At 71.2% G+C, this 22,009-nt stretch carries 18 protein-coding genes and 1 riboswitch; of the genes, 12 read left to right on the plus strand and 6 right to left on the minus strand.

Translation table 11 applies throughout. The features are described from left to right. The first annotated feature begins 38 nt into the window (after positions 1-38). The 5 genes from gap to ACFW01_RS31790 all read left to right on the plus strand — a co-directional run bounded on the left by gap (position 39) and on the right by ACFW01_RS31790 (position 5,311). Positions 39-1,037, plus strand: coding sequence for a type I glyceraldehyde-3-phosphate dehydrogenase (gap, locus tag ACFW01_RS31770; RefSeq protein WP_384509411.1), 999 nt, complete (start codon positions 39-41; stop codon positions 1,035-1,037). Between the two features lie 49 nt (positions 1,038-1,086). Beyond that, positions 1,087-1,584 (plus strand): peptidylprolyl isomerase, encoded by a 498-nt coding sequence (locus tag ACFW01_RS31775; protein ID WP_234959915.1) that lies wholly within the window; start codon positions 1,087-1,089, stop codon positions 1,582-1,584. A gap of 141 nt (positions 1,585-1,725) precedes the next feature. Beyond that, a complete protein-coding gene (locus ACFW01_RS31780) occupies positions 1,726-3,204 on the plus strand; it encodes a glutamate-cysteine ligase family protein (RefSeq protein WP_384509415.1) in 1,479 nt (492 codons plus the stop codon). A 23-nt stretch (positions 3,205-3,227) separates the two neighbouring features. After that, on the plus strand, positions 3,228-4,070 hold the full coding sequence (locus tag ACFW01_RS31785; protein WP_234959913.1) for a class II glutamine amidotransferase: 843 nt from the start codon (positions 3,228-3,230) through the stop codon (positions 4,068-4,070). 302 nt (positions 4,071-4,372) lie between these two features. Then, positions 4,373-5,311: a TauD/TfdA family dioxygenase gene (locus ACFW01_RS31790; RefSeq protein ID WP_234959911.1), complete on the plus strand. Its 939-nt coding sequence runs from the start codon at positions 4,373-4,375 to the stop codon at positions 5,309-5,311. Positions 5,312-5,366: 55 nt separating this feature from the next. On the opposite strand, the gene ACFW01_RS31795 is transcribed toward ACFW01_RS31790, so the two are convergent. The 4 genes from ACFW01_RS31795 to ACFW01_RS31810 all read right to left on the minus strand — a co-directional run bounded on the left by ACFW01_RS31795 (position 5,367) and on the right by ACFW01_RS31810 (position 10,500). Further along, entirely contained in the window at positions 5,367-7,190 is a 1,824-nt protein-coding gene (locus tag ACFW01_RS31795; RefSeq protein WP_384509420.1) for a glycoside hydrolase family 2 protein, read from the minus strand. 79 nt (positions 7,191-7,269) lie between these two features. Next, a complete protein-coding gene (locus ACFW01_RS31800; RefSeq protein WP_384509422.1) occupies positions 7,270-8,169 on the minus strand; it encodes a carbohydrate ABC transporter permease in 900 nt (299 codons plus the stop codon). A 2-nt stretch (positions 8,170-8,171) separates the two neighbouring features. Continuing rightward, positions 8,172-9,113, minus strand: coding sequence for a carbohydrate ABC transporter permease (locus tag ACFW01_RS31805; RefSeq protein WP_384509425.1), 942 nt, complete (start codon positions 9,111-9,113; stop codon positions 8,172-8,174). A 22-nt stretch (positions 9,114-9,135) separates the two neighbouring features. Beyond that, a complete protein-coding gene (locus ACFW01_RS31810; protein ID WP_384509428.1) occupies positions 9,136-10,500 on the minus strand; it encodes an extracellular solute-binding protein in 1,365 nt (454 codons plus the stop codon). Between the two features lie 189 nt (positions 10,501-10,689). On the opposite strand from ACFW01_RS31810, the gene ACFW01_RS31815 reads away from it, so the two are divergent. Beyond that, the gene (locus tag ACFW01_RS31815; RefSeq protein WP_384509431.1) at positions 10,690-11,745 is read left to right on the plus strand and encodes a LacI family DNA-binding transcriptional regulator; all 1,056 of its coding nucleotides are present in this window, start codon (positions 10,690-10,692) and stop codon (positions 11,743-11,745) included. A gap of 22 nt (positions 11,746-11,767) precedes the next feature. Here the strand turns inward: ACFW01_RS31815 and ACFW01_RS31820 are convergent, their stop codons facing one another. Then, positions 11,768-13,243: a family 43 glycosylhydrolase gene (locus ACFW01_RS31820; protein WP_384509434.1), complete on the minus strand. Its 1,476-nt coding sequence runs from the start codon at positions 13,241-13,243 to the stop codon at positions 11,768-11,770. Positions 13,244-13,459: 216 nt separating this feature from the next. On the opposite strand from ACFW01_RS31820, the gene ACFW01_RS31825 reads away from it, so the two are divergent. From ACFW01_RS31825 to ACFW01_RS31840, 4 genes are all read left to right on the plus strand, one after another. Beyond that, positions 13,460-14,947 (plus strand): NCS1 family nucleobase:cation symporter-1, encoded by a 1,488-nt coding sequence (locus tag ACFW01_RS31825; protein ID WP_234959905.1) that lies wholly within the window; start codon positions 13,460-13,462, stop codon positions 14,945-14,947. Between the two features lie 461 nt (positions 14,948-15,408). After that, entirely contained in the window at positions 15,409-16,134 is a 726-nt protein-coding gene (locus ACFW01_RS31830; protein WP_234959904.1) for an aspartate/glutamate racemase family protein, read from the plus strand. 127 nt (positions 16,135-16,261) lie between these two features. Further along, positions 16,262-16,936 (plus strand): GntR family transcriptional regulator, encoded by a 675-nt coding sequence (locus ACFW01_RS31835; RefSeq protein WP_234959903.1) that lies wholly within the window; start codon positions 16,262-16,264, stop codon positions 16,934-16,936. Between the two features lie 146 nt (positions 16,937-17,082). Next, the gene (locus tag ACFW01_RS31840; RefSeq protein WP_234959902.1) at positions 17,083-17,604 is read left to right on the plus strand and encodes a peptidoglycan-binding domain-containing protein; all 522 of its coding nucleotides are present in this window, start codon (positions 17,083-17,085) and stop codon (positions 17,602-17,604) included. Positions 17,605-17,647: 43 nt separating this feature from the next. Here ACFW01_RS31840 and ACFW01_RS31845 read toward each other — a convergent pair whose 3' ends face one another. Continuing rightward, on the minus strand, positions 17,648-18,577 hold the full coding sequence (locus tag ACFW01_RS31845) for a GNAT family N-acetyltransferase (RefSeq protein WP_384509440.1): 930 nt from the start codon (positions 18,575-18,577) through the stop codon (positions 17,648-17,650). 171 nt (positions 18,578-18,748) lie between these two features. Here ACFW01_RS31845 and ACFW01_RS31850 point away from each other — a divergent pair, with 171 nt between their 5' ends. After that, positions 18,749-19,183 carry a hypothetical protein gene (locus ACFW01_RS31850; RefSeq protein WP_234959899.1) on the plus strand — a complete coding sequence of 145 codons (435 nt, stop codon included), beginning with the start codon at positions 18,749-18,751 and terminating at the stop codon, positions 19,181-19,183. Between the two features lie 73 nt (positions 19,184-19,256). Beyond that, positions 19,257-19,478, plus strand: a riboswitch (cobalamin riboswitch). 171 nt (positions 19,479-19,649) lie between these two features. Continuing rightward, positions 19,650-21,968 (plus strand): 5-methyltetrahydropteroyltriglutamate--homocysteine S-methyltransferase, encoded by a 2,319-nt coding sequence (metE, locus tag ACFW01_RS31855; RefSeq protein WP_384509444.1) that lies wholly within the window; start codon positions 19,650-19,652, stop codon positions 21,966-21,968. Positions 21,969-22,009 lie beyond the last annotated feature (41 nt).

A 22,009-nucleotide genomic window follows, 5' to 3' on the forward strand; every position in this document is an offset into this window, starting at 1 on the left:
GGCGAAGGACCTGGCCGCGCAACGAAGGGACAGCGCTCATGACGCGCATCGGCATCAACGGATTCGGCCGCATCGGACGGAACGTGCTGCGCGCACTGCTCGAACGCGACTCCAAGATCGAGGTCGTCGCCGTCAACGACCTCACGGAACCGGCCGCCCTGGCCCGGCTGCTCGCGTTCGACTCGACGTCCGGCCGGCTCGGGCGCCCCGTGAGCGTGGACGGGGACACCCTCGTCGTCGACGGCCGCCGGATCAAGGTGCTGGCCGAGCGCGAACCCGCCCGGCTGCCGTGGGCCGAACTGGACGTCGACATCGTGCTGGAGGCCACCGGCCGCTTCACCTCGGCCGCCGCCGCGGGCGGCCACCTCACGGCGGGCGCGCGGAAGGTCCTGGTCAGCGCGCCGTCGGACGGTGCCGACGTGACGCTCGCGTACGGCGTGAACACCGACGCGTACGACCCGGCCGCCCACACGGTCGTCTCGAACGCGTCCTGCACCACCAACGCCCTCGCGCCGCTGGCCGCGGTGCTCGACGACCTGGCCGGCATCGAGCACGGCTTCATGACGACGGTGCACGCCTACACGCAGGAGCAGAACCTCCAGGACGGCCCGCACCGCGACCCGCGCCGCGCCCGCGCCGCCGGGGTCAACATCGTGCCGACCACCACCGGCGCCGCCAAGGCGATCGGCCTGGTGCTGCCGAACCTGGACGGCAGGCTGTCGGGCGACTCGATCCGCGTGCCGGTCCCGGTGGGTTCGATCGTCGAGCTGAACACGACCGTCGCCCGCGACGTGACCCGCGAGGACGTGCTGGCGGCCTACCGCACCGCGGCCGAGGGACCGCTCGCGGGCGTGCTGGAGTACTCGGAGGACCCGCTGGTCTCCTCCGACATCACCGGCAACCCGGCCTCCTCGATCTTCGACTCCGCGCTGACCCGCGTCGACGGCCGGCACGTCAAGGTCGTCGCCTGGTACGACAACGAGTGGGGCTTCTCGAACCGCGTGATCGACACGCTGGAACTGCTCGCCACACACTGAACCGGTAGCCGGTTCGGCAACACGGGGGGTCGCACGTCACAATGGTGCGATGAGCAATTCCAAGGTTTACTTCGACATCGACATCGACGGCCAGGATGCGGGCCGCATCGTCTTCGAGCTCTTCGAGGACGTCACCCCCAAGACCGCCAAGAACTTCATCGAGCTGGCCACCGGCGAGCACGGCTTCGGCTACGCGGGTTCGCCGTTCCACCGCGTGATCCCGCAGTTCATGCTGCAGGGCGGTGACTTCACCCGGGGCGACGGCACGGGCGGCAAGAGCATCTACGGCGAGAAGTTCGCGGACGAGAACTTCCAGCTGAAGCACACCGACCCCTACCTGCTCTCCATGGCGAACGCGGGCCCGAACACCAACGGCTCGCAGTTCTTCGTGACCACCGTGCCCACCCCGTGGCTGGACGGCAAGCACGTCGTCTTCGGCAAGGTCGTGGAGGGCACGGACGTGGTCGACAAGATCGAGGGCTACGGGTCGTCCCCGACGGGCCGCACCTCCAAGAAGATCACGGTGCGGGCCTCGGGCCGCGTCTAGCACCGATCGTCCGCGGCAGACCCGCGGCAACGGGGCCCATCGCGCTCGGCGCGGTGGGCCCCGTCCCCGTCTGGTGGGGCGGGCCGGGTGGTGCGACGCTGGGGTGGAGAGGTGTCCGCGGACGGCAACCCGGGAGGGCCGATGGGACGGGACGTCCCGGCGGTGGTCTTCACCCGCGAGGACCGCCGCCGGTACCGGATCAAGATGCAGGAGTGCCTGGAGGCCTTCGCGCAGATGCTGCGCGAGTCCCGGTTCGAGACCGAGCGTCCCCAGGTGGGCCTGGAGATCGAGCTGAACCTGGTCGACGACCGGGGCGAGCCGGCTATGCGCAACAGCGACGCGCTCGAGGCGATCGCCGATCCCGCCTGGGCCACCGAGCTGGGCCGCTTCAACCTGGAGATCAACATCCCGCCCCGCAGGCTGACGGCGGGCGGCCCCGACGCCTGGGAGACCGAGATCCGGGCCGCCCTGAACCACGCCGAGGACCGTGCCACGTCGGTCGGCGCCCACCTGATCATGATCGGCATCCTGCCCACGCTGCGCCAGTCGGACGTGGGCGAGGCGGCCCTGTCGGAGAACCCGCGCTACCGGCTGCTCAACGACCAGGTGTTCGCCGCCCGGGGCGAGGACCTGCACATCGAGGTGGACGGCGTGGACCGGCTGCGCACCTACGCGGACACCATCACGCCCGAGGCAGCCTGCACCAGCACGCAGTTCCACCTCCAGGTGGCGCCCGAGGAGTTCGCGGACTACTGGAACGCCGCCCAGGCGATCGCCGGGGTCCAGGTCGCCCTCGCGGCGAACTCGCCCTTCCTGCTCGGCAAGGAACTCTGGCACGAGAGCCGTATCCCCCTGTTCGAGCAGGCCACCGACACCCGGCCGCAGGAGATCAAGGCACAGGGGGTGCGGCCCCGGGTGTGGTTCGGGGAGCGGTGGATCAACAGCGTCTTCGACCTCTTCGAGGAGAACCTCCGCTACTTCCCGGCCCTGCTGCCACTCTGCGACGAGCAGAACCCCGCCGACACACTGGACCGCGGCGACGTCCCCGACCTGGGCGAGCTGACCCTGCACAACGGCACCATCTACCGCTGGAACCGGCCCGTCTACGCCGTCGCCCACGACAAACCGCACGTCCGGGTGGAGAACCGCGTCCTGCCCGCCGGTCCCACCGTGGCCGACACCCTCGCCAACGGGGCGTTCTACTACGGCCTGACCCGTGCCCTGGTGGAGGAGGAGAGGCCGGTGTGGTCGCGGATGTCCTTCTCGGTGGCCGAGGACAACCTGCACACCGCCGCCCGGCAGGGCATCGAGGCCCACCTCTACTGGCCCGGCATGGGCGAGATCACCGTGCCCGAGCTGGTGCTGCGCCGGCTGCTGCCGCTGGCGCACCGGGGCCTTGAGCTGTCCGGCATGGACTCGGCCTGGCGGGAGCCGCTGCTCGGCATCATCGAGCAGCGGTGCGTCACCGGCCGCAACGGCGCGGTCTGGCAGAAGGAAATGCTCCACCACATCGACGCCTCCGCCCGGCCGAGCCGCCACGAGGCGCTGCGCCGCATGACGCAGCAGTACATGGACTACATGCATCTCAACGCCCCGGTCCACACCTGGCCGGTCGACTGACGACGCCAGGGAGGCGGCGGACGATGTGCCGATGGCTGGCCTACTCGGGAACCCCCGTGCTGCTGGAGACGATCCTCTACCGGCCGGAGCACTCGCTGATCGACCAGAGCCTGCACTCCCGGATGGGGGTGGAGACGACGAACGGGGACGGGTTCGGGGTCGGCTGGTTCGGACCCGAGATGGAGACACCCGCGATCGTCCGGGAGATCGGTCCCGCGTGGAGCAACCGCAATCTGCGGGAGATCGCCGGGCATGTCCGCTCGCCGCTGTTCTTCGCGCACATCCGGGCGTCCACCGGCAGCGCGGTGCAGCAGACCAACTGCCATCCGTTCCGCCACGGGCGCTGGATGTGGATGCACAACGGCGCCATCGCCGACTTCCACAAGCTGCGCCGGGACCTGGCGCTGGCCGTCGACCCGCGTCTCTACCCGGACATCGAGGGGTCGACGGACTCGGAGATGATGTTCTTCCTGGCCCTCACCTTCGGTCTGGAGGAGGACCCGCCGGGGGCGGTGGCGCGGATGGCGGGGCTGGTGGAGGAGGTCGGTCACGAGCACGGGGTGGAGTACCCGCTGCAGATGACCGTCGCGGTGACCGACGGGCGGAGCCTGTGGGCCTTCCGCTACTCCACGCAGGCCCAGACCCGGTCGCTGTACTACAGCTCGCGCGTCGAGAGCGTGCGCGCGCTCCATCCCGACCTGCCCTACCTGCGGGAGGCGTCCGACGAGACCCGCCTGATCGTCTCGGAGCCCCTGGGCGACCTGCCCGGCGTCTGGAACAAGGTGCCCGAGGGCAGCTACGGCGTGGTCCGGCCCGAGGGCGACGACATGCTCCCGTTCGTCCCCCGGCCGGTCCGGCGCCGTTGACAGGGACGAGCGGAGATCACACAATCGGTGCCATGACCACATACCGGTTCGGCACCACGGCGGAGTGTCCCCGCGTGCCCGAGCGGACCGGTTGTGAGCGCTCCGGCCGATAACGGCCGTCCCCCGCACCGCAGGCTCGACGCGCGACGCGTCGGGGCCCTGTCGGTTCCTCTTCCGGCGAAGCGTCCTCCGGCGAAACGCTGAAACGCTCCGGAACCCGCACATTTTCCCGGCCGTCGGGCGACGACGTCGTACCGCCATGGCCGGGTACCGCCCAGACCACGCACCAGGGGAGGACTCCCATGACCGTCACGGCCGCAGACCCGAGCACCGTCCTGCGCGAAGCGCGCATCCCGGAGGACGGAATGTACGAGGGCCGGCGCGTCCTGCGCCGGCTGCCCGAGGGGTGGCGGGAGCGGCCCTACGAGCACTTCGAGGTCGTTCCGCAGGCGCGCACCATCGGCGCCGAGATCCGGGGCGTCGACCTCTCGCGCCCGCTCGGCGCCACCCTGCGCGAGGAGTTGAACCGCGCCCTGCTGGAGTGGAAGGTGCTCTTCTTCCGCGCCCAGCACCTCACCTCCGGCCAGCAGCGGGACTTCGCGGGACACTGGGGCGAGCTGGAGACCAATCCCCTGCTCAGCGCCGGTGCCAGTGCGGACGTCGTCCGGTTCGACAAGGGCTCCGGGAGTGCGCCGACGTACGAGAACGTCTGGCACACCGACGTCACCTTCCGTGAGCGGCCCGCGCTCGGTGCCGTGCTCCAGCTGCGCGAGGTCCCGCCGTTCGGCGGGGACACGATGTGGGCGGACATGGCGGCGGCCTACGACAACCTGCCGCCGGAGGTGAAGGAGCGCGTCGACGGCGCCCGCGCCGTGCACGACTTCATCCCCGGGTTCGCCAGGTTCTACGGGCCCGAGCGGCTGGCGCCGCACCAGGACCTCTTCCCGCCCGTGGAGCACCCCGTGGTGCGCACCCACCCCGAGACGGGGCGGCGCATGCTGTTCGTGAACACGTCGTTCACCACCCGCATCCTCGGCATGGACCGGGCCGAGAGCGACCGGCTGCTGCGTCTCCTCTTCCAGCAGGCGCACGTGCCCGAGTACCAGGTGCGCTTCCGCTGGCAGGCAGGCGACGTCGCCTTCTGGGACAACCGGGCCACCCAGCACTACGCGGTGGGCGACTACGGCTCGGAGCGCCGGGTCGCCGAACGCGTCGCCATCGCGGGTGACCGACCGTTCTGAGAAGAGGGGAAGGGGGGCGGAAGCGATGTCCGCTTCCGCCCTCCGTCGGGTCGCGTCACGCCTGGTCCTGCTCCTCGATCGCGGCCGGGCGGAGCTGCGCCGCCCGTACGCGGGAGACGTCGAGCTTCTCCTCGCGGTCGAACCGGTAGATGCCGTTCTGCTCCTGGAAGACGTCGGTCAGCTGCGTGTAGCAGTAGCCGAACATGTCGCGGTCCTCCAGCAGCACCCCGGTGAGTCCGGTGAACCGCTCGTGGAACTCGTCCTCGTTGCGGACGCGTTCCCCGTAGCCCCAGGAGACCGTGCGGTCCTCGCCGGAGAGGTCGGCGGCGGCCTCGGGGTCCCACCAGATGCCGCCGAACTCGCTGACGAAGTACGGCTGTCCCCGGTAGGGCTGGGAGTAGGGCGCGCCGTTCTCGTAGGCGTTGACGAAGGGCGCGTCCTTGGCGAGGCCGGACATCAGCTCCCGGAAGGCGGCCGGGTCCTGCTCGTAGTTGTGGGAGTCGTAGACGTCGGTCTCGGCGACCCGGTGGGCGTAGCCGGACGCGTCCACGACCGGCCGGGTGGTGTCCATGGCCTTGGTCGCCAGGAACATCGCCCGGGTCACGTCGTCGAGCTGGGTCATCCGGTCGTGCAGCTTCTGGTAGGTCTCGTTGAGCGGGCACCAGCCGATGATCGAGGGGTGCGAGTAGTCGCGCTCCAGCGCCTCCAGCCACTGGGCGACGTAGGAGGCGTCGGGCTTCTGGTTGTCGCCCGAGGAGCCGCCCGTCTCGCAGCCCCAGTCGCCGAACTCGCCCCAGACCAGGTAGCCGAGGCGGTCGGCGTGGTAGAGGAAGCGCTCCTCGAACACCTTCTGGTGCAGCCGGGCCCCGTTGAACCCGGCGGCCATGCCCAGCTCGATGTCCTTGACCAGCGCCTCGTCGGTCGGGGCGGTCATCAGCCCGTCCGGGTACCAGCCCTGGTCGAGGACGAGACGCTGGAAGAGCGGACGCCCGTTGATGAGGACGGCCTTGCCGCGCAGACCGACGGCGCGCAGACCGGCGTAGCTCTCGGCGCTGTCGACCACCTCGCCCGCCGCGTCGAGGAGTTCGAGGCGCAGGTCGTACAGGTGCGGGTCTTCGGGACCCCACTCGCGGCGCCGGTCGTCCGGCACCGGCAGGTGCAGGCGCGGGGCGAGGTCCAGGTCGGCGCGTGCCTCGGCGCGGCTCACCTCGCCGGCGGCGTCGCTGAGCACGGCGCGCACCCTGTGGCCGGGCCGGTTGCCGGACAGGGGCAGTTCCAGGTGGAAGGCGGAGCCGGCCAGGTCCGGGGTGATCCGGGGGCGGCGCAGGTGGACGTCGGGTACGGGCTCCAGCCAGACGGTCTGCCAGATGCCGGTCACCCGGGTGTAGTTGCAGTCGTGGTTGGCGTACTTGACGGCCTGCTTGCCCCGGGCCTGCGGACCGGACTTGGGGTCGCGGGCCCGGACGGTGATCACGACCTCCTCGCCCGCCCCGGCGATGTCGCCGAGGTCGGCGGTGAAGGGGGTGAAGCCGCCGCGGTGCCGGACGACCTCCTTGCCGTCGGTCCACACGGTGGTGTCGTGGTCGACGGCGCCGAAGTGCAGCAGCACCCGGCGTCCCGCCCAGGCGGCGGGGAGGGTGACGGCCTTCCGGTACCAGACGGCCTCCAGGAAGTCGGTGTCGCCGACGCCGGACAGCTCGGACTCGGGCGGGAAGGGGACGAGGATCTCGTCGCGCAGCTCGCGGTCGAGGAGCCCGCGGTCGAGGCCGCTGTCCCCCCGGTCCGTCTCGAACTGCCAGGCGCCGTTCAGGTTGAGCCAGTCGCGGCGCACGAACTGCGGTCGCGGGTACTCCGGGCGCGGTACGGAGTGAGGGGACACACATGCTCCAGTCGATCGGTGGGCGGCGCTCGGACGCCGGACCCGGGTGTACAGCCGTGAGGGGATGAGAGAGGAGGGGTCAGGAACCGCCGAGGCCGGTGGTAGCCACGGAGTTGACGATGCGGCGCTGGAAGAGGAGGAAGACGACGATCAGCGGCACCGCCGCCAGCAGGGCGGACGCCATGGACTGCGCGTACTGGATGCCGTAGGCGTCCTTCACGGTGGCCAGTCCCACCGGGAGGGTCATCAGGTCGGGGTCGTTGGTGACGATGAACGGCCACATGAAGTTGTTCCAGGCCCCGATGAAGACGAAGATCGCGACCGCCGCCACGATCGGCCGCGACAGCGGCAGCACGATCGACCGGAAGACCCGGAACTCGGAGGCGCCGTCGATCCGGGCCGCCTCCTCCAGCTCCTTGGGGATGCCGTCGAAGAACCGCTTGAGGATGAAGACCATCATCGGCGCGACGACCTGGGGCAGGATGACCGCCGCGTAGGTGTCCACCATGTTGAAGAGCAGCATCTGGTCGAACAGCGGCACGACGAGCAGTTGCGGCGGGATCATGATGGCGGCGACGGTGACGGCGAGCAGCGCCCGCCGGCCGCGGAACGTGCCGCGCGAGAAGCCGTACGCCGCCAGCGTGGAGACCACCACGGTGATCAGGGTGACCAGCCCGGCGATCAGGAAGCTGTTGAAGGCCCAGACGGAGACGTTCCCGCGTTCCAGGATCTCCTGGTAGGCGTCCAGGGTGAAGGCGCCCTTGAACGGGGACAGCCCGGTGGTGGCGACGTCCTTCTCGCTCTGCACGGAGGTGGCGATCGCCCACAGGAAGGGCACCAGCCAGACGACCGCGAGGACGACGAGCGCCGTGCCGGCCAGGACCCGGGGCAGCCGGCCGTGGCCGAGGAGCAGGGGGGAGCCGGACGCTTCGCGGGGTGGACGCCGCCGTGCGCGGACGGGGGTGGCGGTTGCGGACACGGTCAGTCCTCCCGGCGGAAGAGACGGAACTGCACGAGCGAGACGACGATGATCAGGGCGAAGAAGAGGTACGAGATGGCGGAGGCGTAGCCGAGGCGGTAGCCGGTGAAGCCGACGTCGTAGACGTACTCCAGGACGGGGCGGGTGGAGCCGTTGGGGCCGCCCTTGGTGAGGATGTAGATCTGGTCGAACACCTTGAGGGAGGCCAGGATCTGGAGCATGGCCACCAGCCCGGTGGTCCTGCGCAGCTGCGGCAGGGTGATGGACCACAGCCGCCGCCACGCGCCGGCCCCGTCGAGTGCCGCCGCCTCGTCGAAGGTCGTGGGCAGGGACTGGAGCGCGGCGAGGTAGAGCAGGAAGTTGAAGCCGACCGTCCACCAGACGGTGAGGCCGGCGATGGACCACATGGCGACGGACTCGTCGGACAGCCAGCCGACGGGCGCGATGCCGAAGCTGTCGAGGAGTTGGTTGCCCAGGCCCAGCTCCGGCTGGTAGAGCCAGGTCCAGATGAGGGTCACCACGGTGACCGGCAGCAGGTAGGGGGCGAAGAACGCCAGCCGCCACGCCCACTGTCCGGCGAGCCCGCTGTGCACGAGCAGCGCCATGGCCAGGGCGACCAGCACGAGCGGGACGCTGGAGATGGCGGTGAAGAAGACGGTGTTGCCGAGGCTGCTCCAGACGTCGGGATCGCCGAAGGCCTCGGTGTAGTTGTCGAAGCCGACGAAGCCGGTGTCGCGCAGGGCGAGCGAGCTGTCGGTGAAGCTCATCCAGAGCCCCTGCACGATCGGCCAGACCATGAAGAGGCCGAAGACGAGCAGGAAGGGCAGGACGAAGACGAATCCGTTGCCGGGGCGTATCCGGCGCAGGACGGCACGGCGGCCGTCCGCGGGGCCGGTGGCGGGGTCGGTCCGCTCCTCGGCGCCGAGCGGTGCGGTGGTGGTCACGTCGGTCACTCCTTCTGCTGGGTCAGGCCACCGGATTGGGCTGCCGCAGCAGCGTGTCCGCCTCGCGGACCATCTGCCGCACCGCCTTCTCGGGGGAGGTGTTGCCCAGCAGCGCCGACTGGAGCGGCTGGCACATCCGGTTCTGGAAGTTCGAACCGGCTCCGACGAACCAGTTGGGCGGGTCGAGCACCGCCACCTCCGCGGCGTCGGCGTAGGACGACTGCGGTTCGAGGGCCGCGTACTCGGGCTCCGCGAGGACGGGCTGGTAGGCGGGGATGTGACCGGCGCTCGCCCAGGTGAGGCTCCGCTTGAGGATCGCCGCGATGTACCGGTGGGCCTCGCGGCGCCGTGCCGGGTCGGGGTCCTCCTGGTGCGGGAGGACGAAGCTGTGGCTGTCGGTGTAGACGGCCGGCTTGTCGAAGACCTGCGGGAAGGGCGCGGCACCCAGGTCGATGCCGGACTCCTTCAGCGTCGGCAGCTCCCACTCGCCGAGCATGGCCATGCCGCCGCGACCGCCGGTGAACGCGGCCAGTGCGCCGTTGTAGTCCAGGTTGTTGGGGTTGGTCTTCCCGTCGAAGAGTCGCGTCATGAGGGTCACGACGCGGACGGCGGCGTCGACGTCGATCCGGGCGGGCCCGCCGTCCGGCAGCTCGAACTCGGCTCCGGTCTGCGCGTACAGGCCGGCGAACAGGCGCCAGTTCTGCGCGGTGTCGGTGACGTGGCCGAAGAGGATGCCGGACTGCCCGGTGGCCTCGGCGAGTGCCTTGCCCGCCTCCAGCAGGGCCTCGGGCGAGCCCATGGGGGCCAGGGCGCCGGCGGAGTCCAGGAGCCCGGCCTTCTCCGCGGCCCTCCTGTCGTAGAAGACGATGAAGGGGTGGACGTCCAGCGGGATCGCGTAGACGGTGCCCTCGTGCTTCGTCCGCGACCACACCGCCGGGGTGAAGTCCTTCTCGGTGACGCCGAACTCGGCGAGCAGATCCAGGTCGACGGGGTCGACCAGGCCGCCGGGCGCGTAGCCCGCCAGCCGGGACAGGTGCATGGCGGCCACGTCGGAGGCGCGGCCGCCGGCGGCGGACATGGCGAGCTTGGTGTAGTACGACGGGCCCCAGTCCAGGATGGTCCGGTCGACGTCGAAGCCGTCGTCGCCCTGGGAGACCGCGTCGATCATCTCGTCCATGAGCATGCCGTCGCCGCCCTGGAACAGGTCCCAGACGCTCAGCGCGGACGCGCCGGAGGCCGAGGCCGGTGAGGCGCAGCCGGACAGCGGCCCGGCGGCGAGCAGGGCTCCCGTCCCGGCCATGGCATGGCGTAACAGCCGTCGGCGGCTGAGGCGGCGTAGCGGGTCGGACACGGCCGGCACCCCCTGGAGGGGCGAACGAGAACTCATCGCGGACCTTTCGACGGCCGGAGCTCATGCGGTGGCTAGTTTTTACATCGATGTACATTGGCTGTAAAGAGCTGAGGACGGGGAGCGGCGACCGTGACCGTGAGATCGGCGTCCCGGCGGCCCGCACGGAAACCGTCCGGGCCGCCGGGACATAGACTCATGCACCGCACGAGAGGCAGGGAGGTCTCGGTGGCACGGCCCAGGATCAAGGACGTCGCACGTCACGCGGGCGTTTCGGAGAAGACGGTGTCCAACGTCATCAACGACTACACCCACGTCTCGGACCGGACGAGGCGGGTCGTGCGGGACTCCATCGAACAGCTCGGATACCGGGTGAACCTGGCGGGCCGCCACTTGCGCAAGGGCCGAACCGGCATCATCGCGCTCGTCGTCCCGGAACTGGACATACCATACTTCGCCGAACTGGCCCGGCATGTGATCCGCGAGGCCGAGGAGCGCTCCCTGACCGTCCTGATCCACCAGTCCGGGGCGGACCGCGCCCACGAGCTGGCGGCGCTGGCCGGGTTCGGCTCGACCTTCGTGGACGGCATCATCCTCAGCCCGCTCGCCCTGACCGCCGACGACCTGCGCGACCGCTCGGGCTTCCCGCCGACCGTCCTGCTCGGGGAGCTGCTGGAGGAGGGCGCCGACCACGTGGCCATCGACAACGAGAGTGCCGCGCGCGAGGCGACCCGCCATCTGATCGGCCTCGGCCGCCGCACCGTCCTGGCCGTCGGCGGGGTCGACGCACCGGGCCTGGGCACGGCGGAGGCCCGCACCCGCGGGTACCGCGCCGCCCTGGCGGAAGCGGGCATCGCCTACGACCCGTCCCTGGTGATCCCGGTCGACTCCTTCCGGATGCCCGCCGGGGCGCGGGCCGTATCGCGGCTGCTGCACGACGGGATCCGGCCCGACGCGCTGCTCTGCCTCAACGACCAGTTGGCGCTGGGCGCGTTGCGCGCGCTGCACGAGCACGGGGTGGACGTGCCCGGGGAGGTCGCCGTCATCGGTTTTGACGACGTGGAGGGCGGGCGGTTCAGCGTGCCGACGCTGAGCACGGTGGCGCCGGACAAGGCGGCGGTGGCGAAGGTCGCCGTGGAGTTGCTGCAGCGCCGCATCGAGGACGCGACCGGCCCGGACGGCGTGCGGGCCGACGCGGAGTCGGGGGTTCAGTCGCCCCAGGACCGCATCGTGGCCCACCGGCTCGTCCTGAGGGAGAGCACGGAGGGCCACGAGCGGCGCTGACGGGCGGCCGGCCCTCGGCGGGTCAGTCCGTGTAGACCTCGGCGCGGTCGACGCTCACGAAGGACGCCCCGGACTGGGAGTTGTGCTCCCCCGTGACCCGGACGCGCAAGGTGTGCCTGCCGTTCGCGAGCCGTGGGCTGGTGTACTGCACCGCCTCACCGACGCGGATCGGGTTGTGGAAGTCCACCCGCTGTTCGGGACCGCCGTCGATGCTGATGGCCGCGTAGCCGTTGCCGGTGTCCTTGACCGAGAGCAGGGCGATGCGGGTGCCGGTGAAGGAGAAGGTGGCCGTGGCGCCGGCCCGGTCGCTCCAGTGGTCGTCGCTCCAGAAGCACTGCGTGGCGCAGCCCGAACCGGAGTTCCAGGCGCCGGTGTAGGTGACGCTCCCGGCACCGCTGGAGCGGCCGTCGTCGTTGATCCAGTAGTTGCCCGAGCCGGGGTCGCCGGAGGGCAGGTTCTGGGTGGCGCCCATGGCGAGCGGACGGCCGAAGTCGGGGCTGCCGTCGGCCCGCCAGGTGAACTTCTGGGCCCGGGTGGTGCGGTTGCTGTAGGTGTTCACCGACGTCGTCTTGGCGTGGTAGACGATCCAGTCCTCGGTCCCGTCCGGGGACTGGAAGAAGGCGTGGTGGCCCGGCCCGAACACACCCCGGTCGTCGGCCCGGGAGAAGACCGCGCCCTGGTGCTGCCGCCAGTTGCCCGGCACCAGCGGGTCGGAGGTCAGCGGCATCGACATCATCCAGACCTGGTAGTCCGGCTTGCCCGTGTCACAGGCCGAGTACGTCATCCACACCCGCCCGTTGCGGTAGAGGAACTCCGGCCCCTCCCGCACCTCGGGGCAGCCGCCGGCCGCGTTGATCGCGACGGCGTCGCCGGAGACGGTGTACGGGTTGGACATGGGCGCGATGTTCAGCCCGTTGTGCTGGTACTGGTTGATGCCGCTGTAGGCGAGGTAGAGGCGCCCGCCGAGCTGGAGGATGCCGGCGTCGATGGCGAAGTCGTTCGCGTGGTTGGGCGGGGCGAGCTTGGCCTTGAAGTGGTACGGGCCGGTCGGGTCGTCGCGCTCCGACTCCAGGACGTACAGCCGGTGGTGGTCGTCGACGCCGTCGTCGGCGGTGTAGTACAGGTACCAGCGGTCTCCGAAGCGGTAGAACTCCGGGGCCCAGATGTTGCGGTTGCGCGAGGGGTCGGTGTCCGTCCAGACGGTGACGGGGTCGGCCGCGGCCAGGGTGCCCAGGGACGGCGAGCGCCACATCTTGATGCTGCCGCCCTGGGTGGTGGTCAGGTAGTAGTTGCCCTTCCAGTTGGTCATGAAGGGGTCGGGCCCGCTGTTGAGCGGGTTGCGGAAGGCACCGGCTCGGGGTTCGGGCGCGGGCGGCGCGGCGCCGGCCTGGGCGGTGAGCCCGGGGAGCAGGCCGACGAGCAGCCCGAGGAGGACGGCGACGAGCAGGCCGGCGTGCGTGCTGTGCGTGCGGGGATGGCGTGAGGGGCTGGGGGGCACGGTGGGGTCCCTTTCCGCAGCTTTACATCGATGTAATGGCGGGGCGTCAGGTTAGGGAGGCGCCGCAGGGCTGTCAACAGGGCGAGAAATGGTATTCCATTTGCCGTGGACCTCTTGACGGTGCGGTTTGGCGAAAACTACGTTCTGTTCATCGGAAAGCCGCTTCCGCTTTGTGGAACTCTCCAACTCCCCGCATCCTGATCCCAGGAGTCCCGTATGACTGCCCTGGAAGACCGCCGCTCGTCCGCGGAGTCCAGTGACACCGCCACCAGCTCCGGCCTCTACACGTACGACCTGGCCCCGACCAAGCGTGAAGGGCGCCGCTGGGGCGCGTACAACGTCTTCACCCTCTGGGCCAACGACGTGCACAGCCTGGGCAATTACGCCTTCGCCATCGGACTGTTCGCCCTCGGGCTCAACGTGTGGGGCATCCTCGCCGCCTTCGCGCTCGCCTCGGTCCTGCTCTTCCTCCTGCTCACCCTGTCCGGCTTCATGGGGCACAAGACGGGCGTACCGTTCCCGGTGATGAGCCGGATCGCGTTCGGCATCAAGGGGGCGAAGATTCCGGCGGCCGTCCGGGGTGTCGTGGCGATCGCCTGGTTTGGTATCCAGACCTACCTCGCGGCCGCGGTGCTGAGCGCGCTCCTGGTGGCCATGTTCCCCGGGCTGGCCCGCCTGGACACGAACTCCCTGCTCGGGCAGTCGACGCTCGGCTGGATCACCTTCCTGGTCCTGTGGGCCCTCCAGGTGCTCATCGTGAGCTACGGCATGCAGATGATCCGCCGGTACATGGCCTTCGCCGCGCCCACCACGCTGCTCACCATGTGCGCCCTCGCGGTGTGGATGTTCGTCCGGGCGGACGGCTCGATCTCCCTGTCCGTCGACGATCCGCTCACCGGCGGCGCGATGTGGCTCCAGGTGCTGCAGGCCGCCGCGCTGTGGGTGGTGATCTACGGGACGTTCGTGCTGAACTTCTGCGACTTCACCCGCTCCGCGCGCAGCCGGGGCTCGATCGTCCGCGGGAACGTGATCGGCATCCCGGTGAACATGCTCTTCTTCGCCGTGATCGTGGCGGTGCTCAGCGGCGCCCAGTTCAGCCTCGACGGGCACGTCATCACCAGTCCGACGGACATCGTGCGGACCATCCCCAACATGTTCCTGCTGGCCGTCGCCTCGCTCTGCCTGATCGCCCTCACGGTGGCGGTCAACCTGCTCGCCAACTTCGTCGCGCCGATCTACGCGCTGGTCGACCTCTTCCCGCACCGGCTCGACTTCCGCCGCGCCGGTCTGGTCAGCGCGGTACTGGGCCTGGTGATCACGCCCTGGAACCTCTACAACAGCCCGGTCGTCGTCAACTACTTCCTCGGCGGGCTCGGCGCGCTGCTCGGCCCGCTGTTCGGCGTGATCATGGCGGACTACTGGCTGCTGCGGAAGTCCCGGGTGAACGTGCCGGCCCTCTACACGGAGGAGGCGGGCGCCGAGTACCACTACCGCCGCGGCTACAACCCGCGCGCCGTCGCCGCGTTCGTTCCCAGCGCCGCCGTCGCCGTCGTGGTCGCCCTGGTCCCCTTCTTCCACGCCGCGGCCGGGTTCTCCTGGTTCGTCGGAGCGATCGTCGCCGCCGCGCTGTACGCGGTCATCGCGGACCGCGCCTCACCGATCCGCGACGTGGACGGCGAGGCCATCGCCGTGGCGGCGGAGTAGCTCCGCAGGTGTGGCGGGTCCGGTCGCCGGCGTGGCGGACCGGGCCTGCTCCCCCGCCACGGACCGGGCCTGCCTCCCCCGCCGCGGACCGGGCCCCCGACCGTCGCGGACCACGTCCACCGCGGGCACGGGGCACTGCGGGGCGGGGCGGGGCGAGTTCCCCAGCGGGCGGGGCAACTCGCCGCAGGACGGGCCTGCTCCGCCGCGCGACGGATCAGGCCCTCCGACCGCGCGGACGCCGCCCCGGGCACAGGGCACGTTCGCCGCAGGCACCCGACATTCCGCCGAGACGACGACGCACCCGGCCCTCCCCACCGGCCCCGCCCCGGACAACAGCTCCGCCTAAGGGACGGATCAGGCCCCCTCACCACCGCACACCACCCCCGCACGGACACTCCGTCGCCGCCGCGCACGTCCTCCCGCCAGCCGGGAACCGTCCATCCGAGCAGAAGGCCCCACCCATGCGCATCCTCGTGGTCAACGTCAACACCACGCAGTCCATCACCGACGCGATCGGCAAGCAGGCCGCCGCCGCGGCGTCCGAGGGCACCGAGATCGTGCCGCTGACCCCGGCCTTCGGCGCGGAGTCCGTCGAGGGCAACTACGAGAGCTACCTCGCCGCCGTCGCCGTCATGGAGACCGTCCGGGCCCACCCGGAGCCGTTCGACGCGGTGATCCAGGCGGGCTACGGGGAGCACGGCCGCGAGGGGCTCCAGGAACTGCTCGACGTACCCGTCGTCGACATCACCGAGGCCGCGGCGAGCACCGCCCAGTTCCTGGGCCGCCGCTACTCCGTCGTCACCACCCTGGACCGTACGGTCCCGCTGATCGAGGAGCGGCTGGAGGTGGCGGGACTGAGCGCGAGGTGCGCCTCGGTGCGCGCCAGCGGGCTGCAGGTGCTCGAGCTGGAGCGGGACGAACAGGCCGCCGTGGACGCCATCACCGAACAGGCCGCCCGCGCGGTCGAGGACGACCGGGCCGAGGTGATCTGCCTGGGCTGCGGAGGCATGGCCGGGCTCGCCGAACGCGTGGTGGAACGGACCGGGGTCCCCGTGGTCGACGGCGTCACGGCCGCCGTGACGGTCGCCGAGTCCCTGGTCCGCCTCGGCCTGTCCACGTCCAAGGTGCGCACCTACGCGCCTCCGCGCGCCAAGCGGATCGTCAACTGGCCCCCGCGGGTGGGCTGACCCGTCGCCGACTCCTCCCGCGCCCCGGCCGGCGGCCGGCTCCGGGGTATTCTGACGGGCCGCCCGGCCGCCGCTCCGCACGGCGCGTTCGTGCGGCTCGGAACGGGAAGAGGGACGAAGGACGGCGATGGCTGCGTCAGAGGGCTTCACGCCCGAGTCCGAGCGGGTCACGCGACAGCTGCGCGACGAGATCGTGGACGGCGTGCGGCGACCGGGGAGCCGCCTGGTGGAGCGGGAGCTGGCCGAGGCGCTGGGCGTGAGCCGGCTGCCCGTCAGGGAGGCCCTGAGGACGCTGGTGTCGGAAGGGCTGGTGACACCGCGGCCGCGGTCCTGGGCGGTGGTGCGGGAGTTCACCACGAGCGACATCGCCGACCTCGACGAGGTCCGCTCGGGTCTGGAGACCCTGGCCTTCCGGCTCGCCGCCGGTCGGCACACCCGCGAGGGTCTCGAACGGCTCCGTGCGACGGTGGACGCCGAACTCGACGCGGCCCGCGCCGACGACGCGGTGGGAGCCCGCCGGGCCGCCGCCGACTTCCACCAGACGGTGATCTCGCTGGCCGCCAACGAGTTGCTCAACGAACTCGAACGGGTCCTGCGCAGCCGCCTGCGCTGGCTCATGGGCCAGCACGACGACCTGATGGCCGTCGCCCTGGAACACGAGGCTCTCTATCAGGCCATCGCGGAACGCGACGTGGAGCGCGTCCAGGAACTGGTCCTGCACCACCTGTCGACGAGCCGCAGCGCGGCCCTCGGCCACCACGCGCGGGAGCGAGCGCGGCGCGACGAGAGGCCGCAGAGCTAGCCAGTACTGCAACGGTGTGCATCCTGAAGGCACCGCCATCAGGCATCGAAGCCTTACCGAGCCCGGCGGCGTCACCTCGAACCGGTGCACGACTGACCAGGTTCCGTGCACACACGGCAAAGCCTTGAGGCCGCGAGGATCCTAGAGTGGCTCAGCAGGTCAGGGACGAGTTCCTCACCGCCAAGACTCCGGGAGACGCTTTCATGATCACACGTCCGACTTCACGAGCCCCACGCGTGGTGGCGATCGGTGCCCTCACAGCTGGCTTACTCAGCGGGGCCATGGCGGTCGCACCCTCCGCGACGGCAGCATACGCCGGGCAGTGCAACAGCAACCAGGTCACATCATCAGGGGTCACCCCCGGGTACTCCATCACCCGGCCGGCATATCAAACCGGCACCGGCAGAACCGCCAACTGCTGGATGGACTACGGCAGCACAGGATCCGGCGTCAGCTGGCTCCAGTTCACCCTCAATTCCTGCTACGGATTCAACCTCGCGACCGACGGCGACTTCGGGCCGGCCACGCGTGATGCCCTCGCGACCGCCCAGGGACGGGAGAACATTTCTGCCGACGGCCAGTACGGCACTCAGAGCTCCCGGTACCTGAAGTTCCCGCGGTACCGAAACATCAACGGCGATCGCAGCGGCTGCGAATCGATCAACTGACCCGCCATCATGCAGAGGACGCCACCGGGTGCCGCACCGGGTGTCAGCCGATGACGGCCTCCCAGGTGTCGACCGCGAAGTGGACGGTCATGCCGTTGCGTCCGTAGAGCCGCGGTGCGCCCGTGGCGTTGGCCGTGTCGACCCCGAGGCCCACCGTGTCCCGGCCCCGCGCGGCGAAGTGCGCGAAGGCGTGCCGCAGGAGGAATCCGCCCAGGCCCCTCCCCCGTGCCTCGCCCAGCACGCCGAGGGCGCGGATCCAGCCCATGGCCTCGCGGTCGTCCCGGGCCAGCAGGAAACCGGCGTCCCCCAGGTCGTCGGTGGCGGCGATCCACACCAGGGACCAGTCGAGCCCCTCGGCGTCGATGTCGCTGAGCCAGAGCCGGTAGGGGCGCGGCTGGAAGTCGAAGTGGCCGGCGAACGCCTCCTGGTACAGCTCGTGCACCCGGACACGGTCCGCCTCCGTCGCGCAGGCACGCACGCTCACCCCGGCCGGGGCCCGCGGCGGCAGGTCGGCCGCCGGGTCCACCGCCCGGCGCAGGACGTGGTGGGACCGGACGACCCGCCAGCCCCGCTCCGCGAGGAGCGCGGTGTCGGTCGTGGGCCGGGCGTTGAGGTGCAGGTGGACGACGGCCCGAGCGGCCCCGTTGGTCCGTGCCTTGGCGAGGGCGCGGTCCTCCATGGCGGCCAGTAGCCGCAGGCCGGTGTCCTGGTGGCCGGGGAGCACGTAGTGGTCGATGTCCACGCGCTCGCCGCCGGACTCGTCCCACAGCAGCCCGTACGCCACCAGCAGGCCGCCGTCGAAAGCGAGCCACGAGTCCCGGGTCAGATCCGTCTCGGGATGCTTCAGGTCGGCCTCGACGGTGTGCTGGTCGGTCTCGGGGCGGCCGATCTCGATCCGGTCGATCTCGTTGAGGAGACGGGTGATGGCGGGCGCGTCGGCAAGGGTGGCCGGCCGCAGGTCGGCGGTGGACATGCGAGCAGGATCGGGGGCGTCGGCCGGTGTCCGCAACGGAGTTTCCGCCCCTCCACGCGGCTGAGGACCTACCCGGACGCGGATCGGCGCGACGGGTGGACGTAGGTCCGCGGACCGGGGGCATACGGGTGTCCTGAGGCCTTCTCCGTCGCCGACCCACGGGAGTCTCCTGTGACACCGAGCCTGCGCACCGCACGCGGGTGCCGTGCCGCCGCCGTTCTCCTGCTCGTCGCCGCCTGGTACGGGGGCAGCCACCACCCCTGGCTCGCCCTGCCCGGTCTCTACGCCGCGGGGGTCATGGCCTGGTGCGCGGCCCGGGAGGGAGCCGAGCACCGGCGCAGGACCGTCCTGGCGCGCCGGGCCGAACTCCTGGCCCGGCCGCCTCATGTGCAGCCGGTCGGCCTCGCCCCCTGCTGCGCCTTCTGGCGGCACTCCGACGGCGCCGTGCACGGCCCGGAGTGCACCCGCCCAGCCGCCGCCCGCGTCCCCGTGAGTGCCGACTGCTGCGAGGTGTGGTGGACCTCGCTGGGCTCGGCGCACGACACGGCCTGCCCGCGGCACGCCGACGCGCCGGAGCGGGACCGGAACGACTGGGCCCAGCAGTAGTCCGCCGGCGGCGTGTCCCGTCGCACCGTCCGCATGCCGGACGCATCCGGCCTGTTCCGGGGCCGGCCCCGGTAGGGTGAACGGTGCAGCTGGTTCGCCCCGTCCGCCAGGCGGGGTGTCGTAAGAGGGAACCCGGTGGGAATCCGGGACTGCCCCGCAGCGGTGAGCAGGAACGACCGCCGTCATACGCACTGGGTCCGACGTACCGGGCCCGGGAAGCGACGGCCAGTAGGTGTCCTCCGGACGGAGGGCGTGCCCGCGAGTCCGAAGACCTGCCAACTGCCCGCGTGCGGACCATTCCGTGCGCGGACATCCCGGTGACCTCGAGGGCGGGTCGGCGTGCACCAGACGGAGGGACCGTGCCTTTGCCGCGCGGGGTAGTCACCGTCCGGTGGTCAGCCGCGACCTTCGCGCTCTCGTCCCGTCTCCCGGGATCTCAGGGATTCATCTCGCGAAGGAGATCTCCGTGACAGCGAAGTCCGCAGCCGCGGCAGCACGGGCCACCGTGTACGGCTACCCCCGCCAGGGTCAGAACCGTGAACTGAAGAAGGCCATCGAGGGCTACTGGAAGGGCCGCGTCACCGCCGACGCCCTCCACGCCACCGCCGCCGAACTCCGGCGGAACAACCGGGAGCAGCTCGCCGACGCCGGCATCCACGAGGTGCCCACCGGCGACTTCTCGTACTACGACCACGTCCTCGACACCACGGTCATGGTCGGCGCGATCCCCGAACGGCACCGCGCCGCCGTCGCCGCCGACGCGACGGACGGCTACTTCGCGATGGCCCGCGGCACCCAGGACGTGGCGCCGCTGGAGATGACGAAGTGGTTCGACACGAACTACCACTACCTCGTCCCCGAACTCGGCCCCGACACCGTCTTCACGGCCGACTCCACCAAGCAGGTCGCCGAGCTGAAGGAGGCCCTCGCGGAGGGCTTCACCGCCCGTCCGGTCCTGGTCGGTCCTGTCACGTACCTGCTGCTCGCCAAACCCGCTCCCGGCGTGCCCGCGGACTTCGAGCCGCTCACGCTCCTGGACCGGCTGCTTCCCGTGTACGCCGAGGTCCTCGCCGACCTGCGTGCGGCCGGCGCCGCATGGGTCCAGCTCGACGAACCCGCCCTCGTACAGGACCGCACCCCGGCCGAGCTGAACGCCGCAGAGCGCGCCTACCGTGATCTCGGCGCCCTGCCCGACCGTCCGAAGCTGCTGGTCGCCTCGTACTTCGACCGGCTCGGCGACGCCCTGCCGATGCTGGCCAAGGCACCGGTGGACGGGCTGGCGCTGGACTTCACCGAGGCCGCCGCCGCCAACCTCGACGCGCTCGCCGCCGTCGGTGGACTGCCCGGCAAGCGCCTGGTCGCCGGTGTGGTCGACGGCCGCAACATCTGGATCAACGATCTGCAGAAGTCCCTGACCACACTCGGCACCCTGCTCGGGCTCGCCGACCGTGTCGACGTCTCCGCCTCCTGCTCCCTGCTGCACGTCCCGCTGGACGCGGCCCTCGAGCGGGACATCGACCCGCAGATCCTGCGCTGGCTCGCGTTCGCCCGGCAGAAGACCTCCGAGATCGCCACGCTCGCCAAGGGCCTCGCCCAGGGCACCGACACCATCACCGGCGAACTCGCGGCCAACCGCGCCGACCTCGCCTCCCGGGCCACCTCACCCATCACCCGCGACCCCGCCGTCCGCTCCCGTGCCGAGGCCGTGACGGACGCCGACACCCGCCGTTCCCAGCCGTACGCCGAACGGGCCGCGGCCCAGCGCGCCCACCTCGGGCTGCCCCTGCTGCCGACCACCACCATCGGCTCGTTCCCGCAGACCACCGAAGTGCGCACCGCGCGCGCCGACCTGCGCGCCGGGCGCCTCGACGAGGCCGGTTACGAGGAGCGCATCAAGTCGGAGATCCAGGAGGTCATCTCCTTCCAGGAGAAGACCGGAATCGACGTCCTGGTGCACGGCGAGCCCGAGCGCAACGACATGGTCCAGTACTTCGCCGAGCAGCTGACCGGCTACCTCGCCACCCAGCACGGCTGGGTCCAGTCGTACGGCACCCGTTACGTCCGGCCGCCGGTCCTGGCCGGTGACATCTCCCGCCCCCAGCCGATGACGGTGCGCTGGACGAACTACGCCCAGTCCCTGAGCGACCGCCCGGTCAAGGGCATGCTCACCGGGCCGGTCACCATGCTCGCCTGGTCCTTCGTCCGCGACGACCAGCCCCTCGGCGACACCGCCCGCCAGGTCGCCCTCGCCCTGCGCGACGAGGTGAACGACCTGCAGGCCGCCGGCACCTCGGTCATCCAGGTGGACGAGCCCGCGCTGCGGGAGACCCTGCCCCTGCGGGCCGCCGACCACGCCGCCTACCTGGCGTGGGCGACCGAGGCGTTCCGGCTCAGCACGAGCGGGGTGCGTCCGGACACCCAGATCCACACCCACATGTGCTACGCGGAGTTCGGCGACATCGTCCAGGCCATCGACGACCTCGACGCCGACGTCATCAGTCTGGAGGCGGCCCGCAGCCACATGCAGGTCGCCCGGGAACTGGCCGCCCACGGCTACCCCCGCGAGGCCGGACCGGGCGTCTACGACATCCACTCCCCGCGTGTCCCGAGCGCCGACGAGGCCGCCGACCTCCTGCGTACGGGCCTGAAGGCCATCCCGGCCGAGCGGCTCTGGGTCAACCCCGACTGCGGACTGAAGACCCGCGGCTGGCCCGAGACCCGTGCGTCGCTGGAGAACCTGGTCGCCGCCGCCCGCACGGTCCGCGGTGAGCTGCCCGCCTCCTGACCGGAGCGGGCAGGCGCCGGGCCGGGACACCGCACGTGTCC

Source organism: Streptomyces sp. NPDC058985 (assembly GCF_042740985.1).
Classification (GTDB): domain Bacteria; phylum Actinomycetota; class Actinomycetes; order Streptomycetales; family Streptomycetaceae; genus Streptomyces.

Bases quoted from the DNA above. Each gene is read 5' to 3' on its own strand.
- gap (WP_384509411.1), top strand. From the start codon at position 39: ATGACGCGCATCGGCATCAACGGATTCGGCCGCATCGGACGGAACGTG.
- ACFW01_RS31775 (WP_234959915.1), top strand. From the start codon at position 1,087: ATGAGCAATTCCAAGGTTTACTTCGACATCGACATCGACGGCCAGGAT.
- ACFW01_RS31780 (WP_384509415.1), top strand. From the start codon at position 1,726: ATGGGACGGGACGTCCCGGCGGTGGTCTTCACCCGCGAGGACCGCCGC.
- ACFW01_RS31785 (WP_234959913.1), top strand. From the start codon at position 3,228: ATGTGCCGATGGCTGGCCTACTCGGGAACCCCCGTGCTGCTGGAGACG.
- ACFW01_RS31790 (WP_234959911.1), top strand. From the start codon at position 4,373: ATGACCGTCACGGCCGCAGACCCGAGCACCGTCCTGCGCGAAGCGCGC.
- ACFW01_RS31810 (WP_384509428.1), bottom strand. From the start codon at position 10,500: ATGAGTTCTCGTTCGCCCCTCCAGGGGGTGCCGGCCGTGTCCGACCCG.
- ACFW01_RS31825 (WP_234959905.1), top strand. From the start codon at position 13,460: ATGACTGCCCTGGAAGACCGCCGCTCGTCCGCGGAGTCCAGTGACACC.
- ACFW01_RS31830 (WP_234959904.1), top strand. From the start codon at position 15,409: ATGCGCATCCTCGTGGTCAACGTCAACACCACGCAGTCCATCACCGAC.
- ACFW01_RS31835 (WP_234959903.1), top strand. From the start codon at position 16,262: ATGGCTGCGTCAGAGGGCTTCACGCCCGAGTCCGAGCGGGTCACGCGA.
- ACFW01_RS31845 (WP_384509440.1), bottom strand. From the start codon at position 18,577: ATGTCCACCGCCGACCTGCGGCCGGCCACCCTTGCCGACGCGCCCGCC.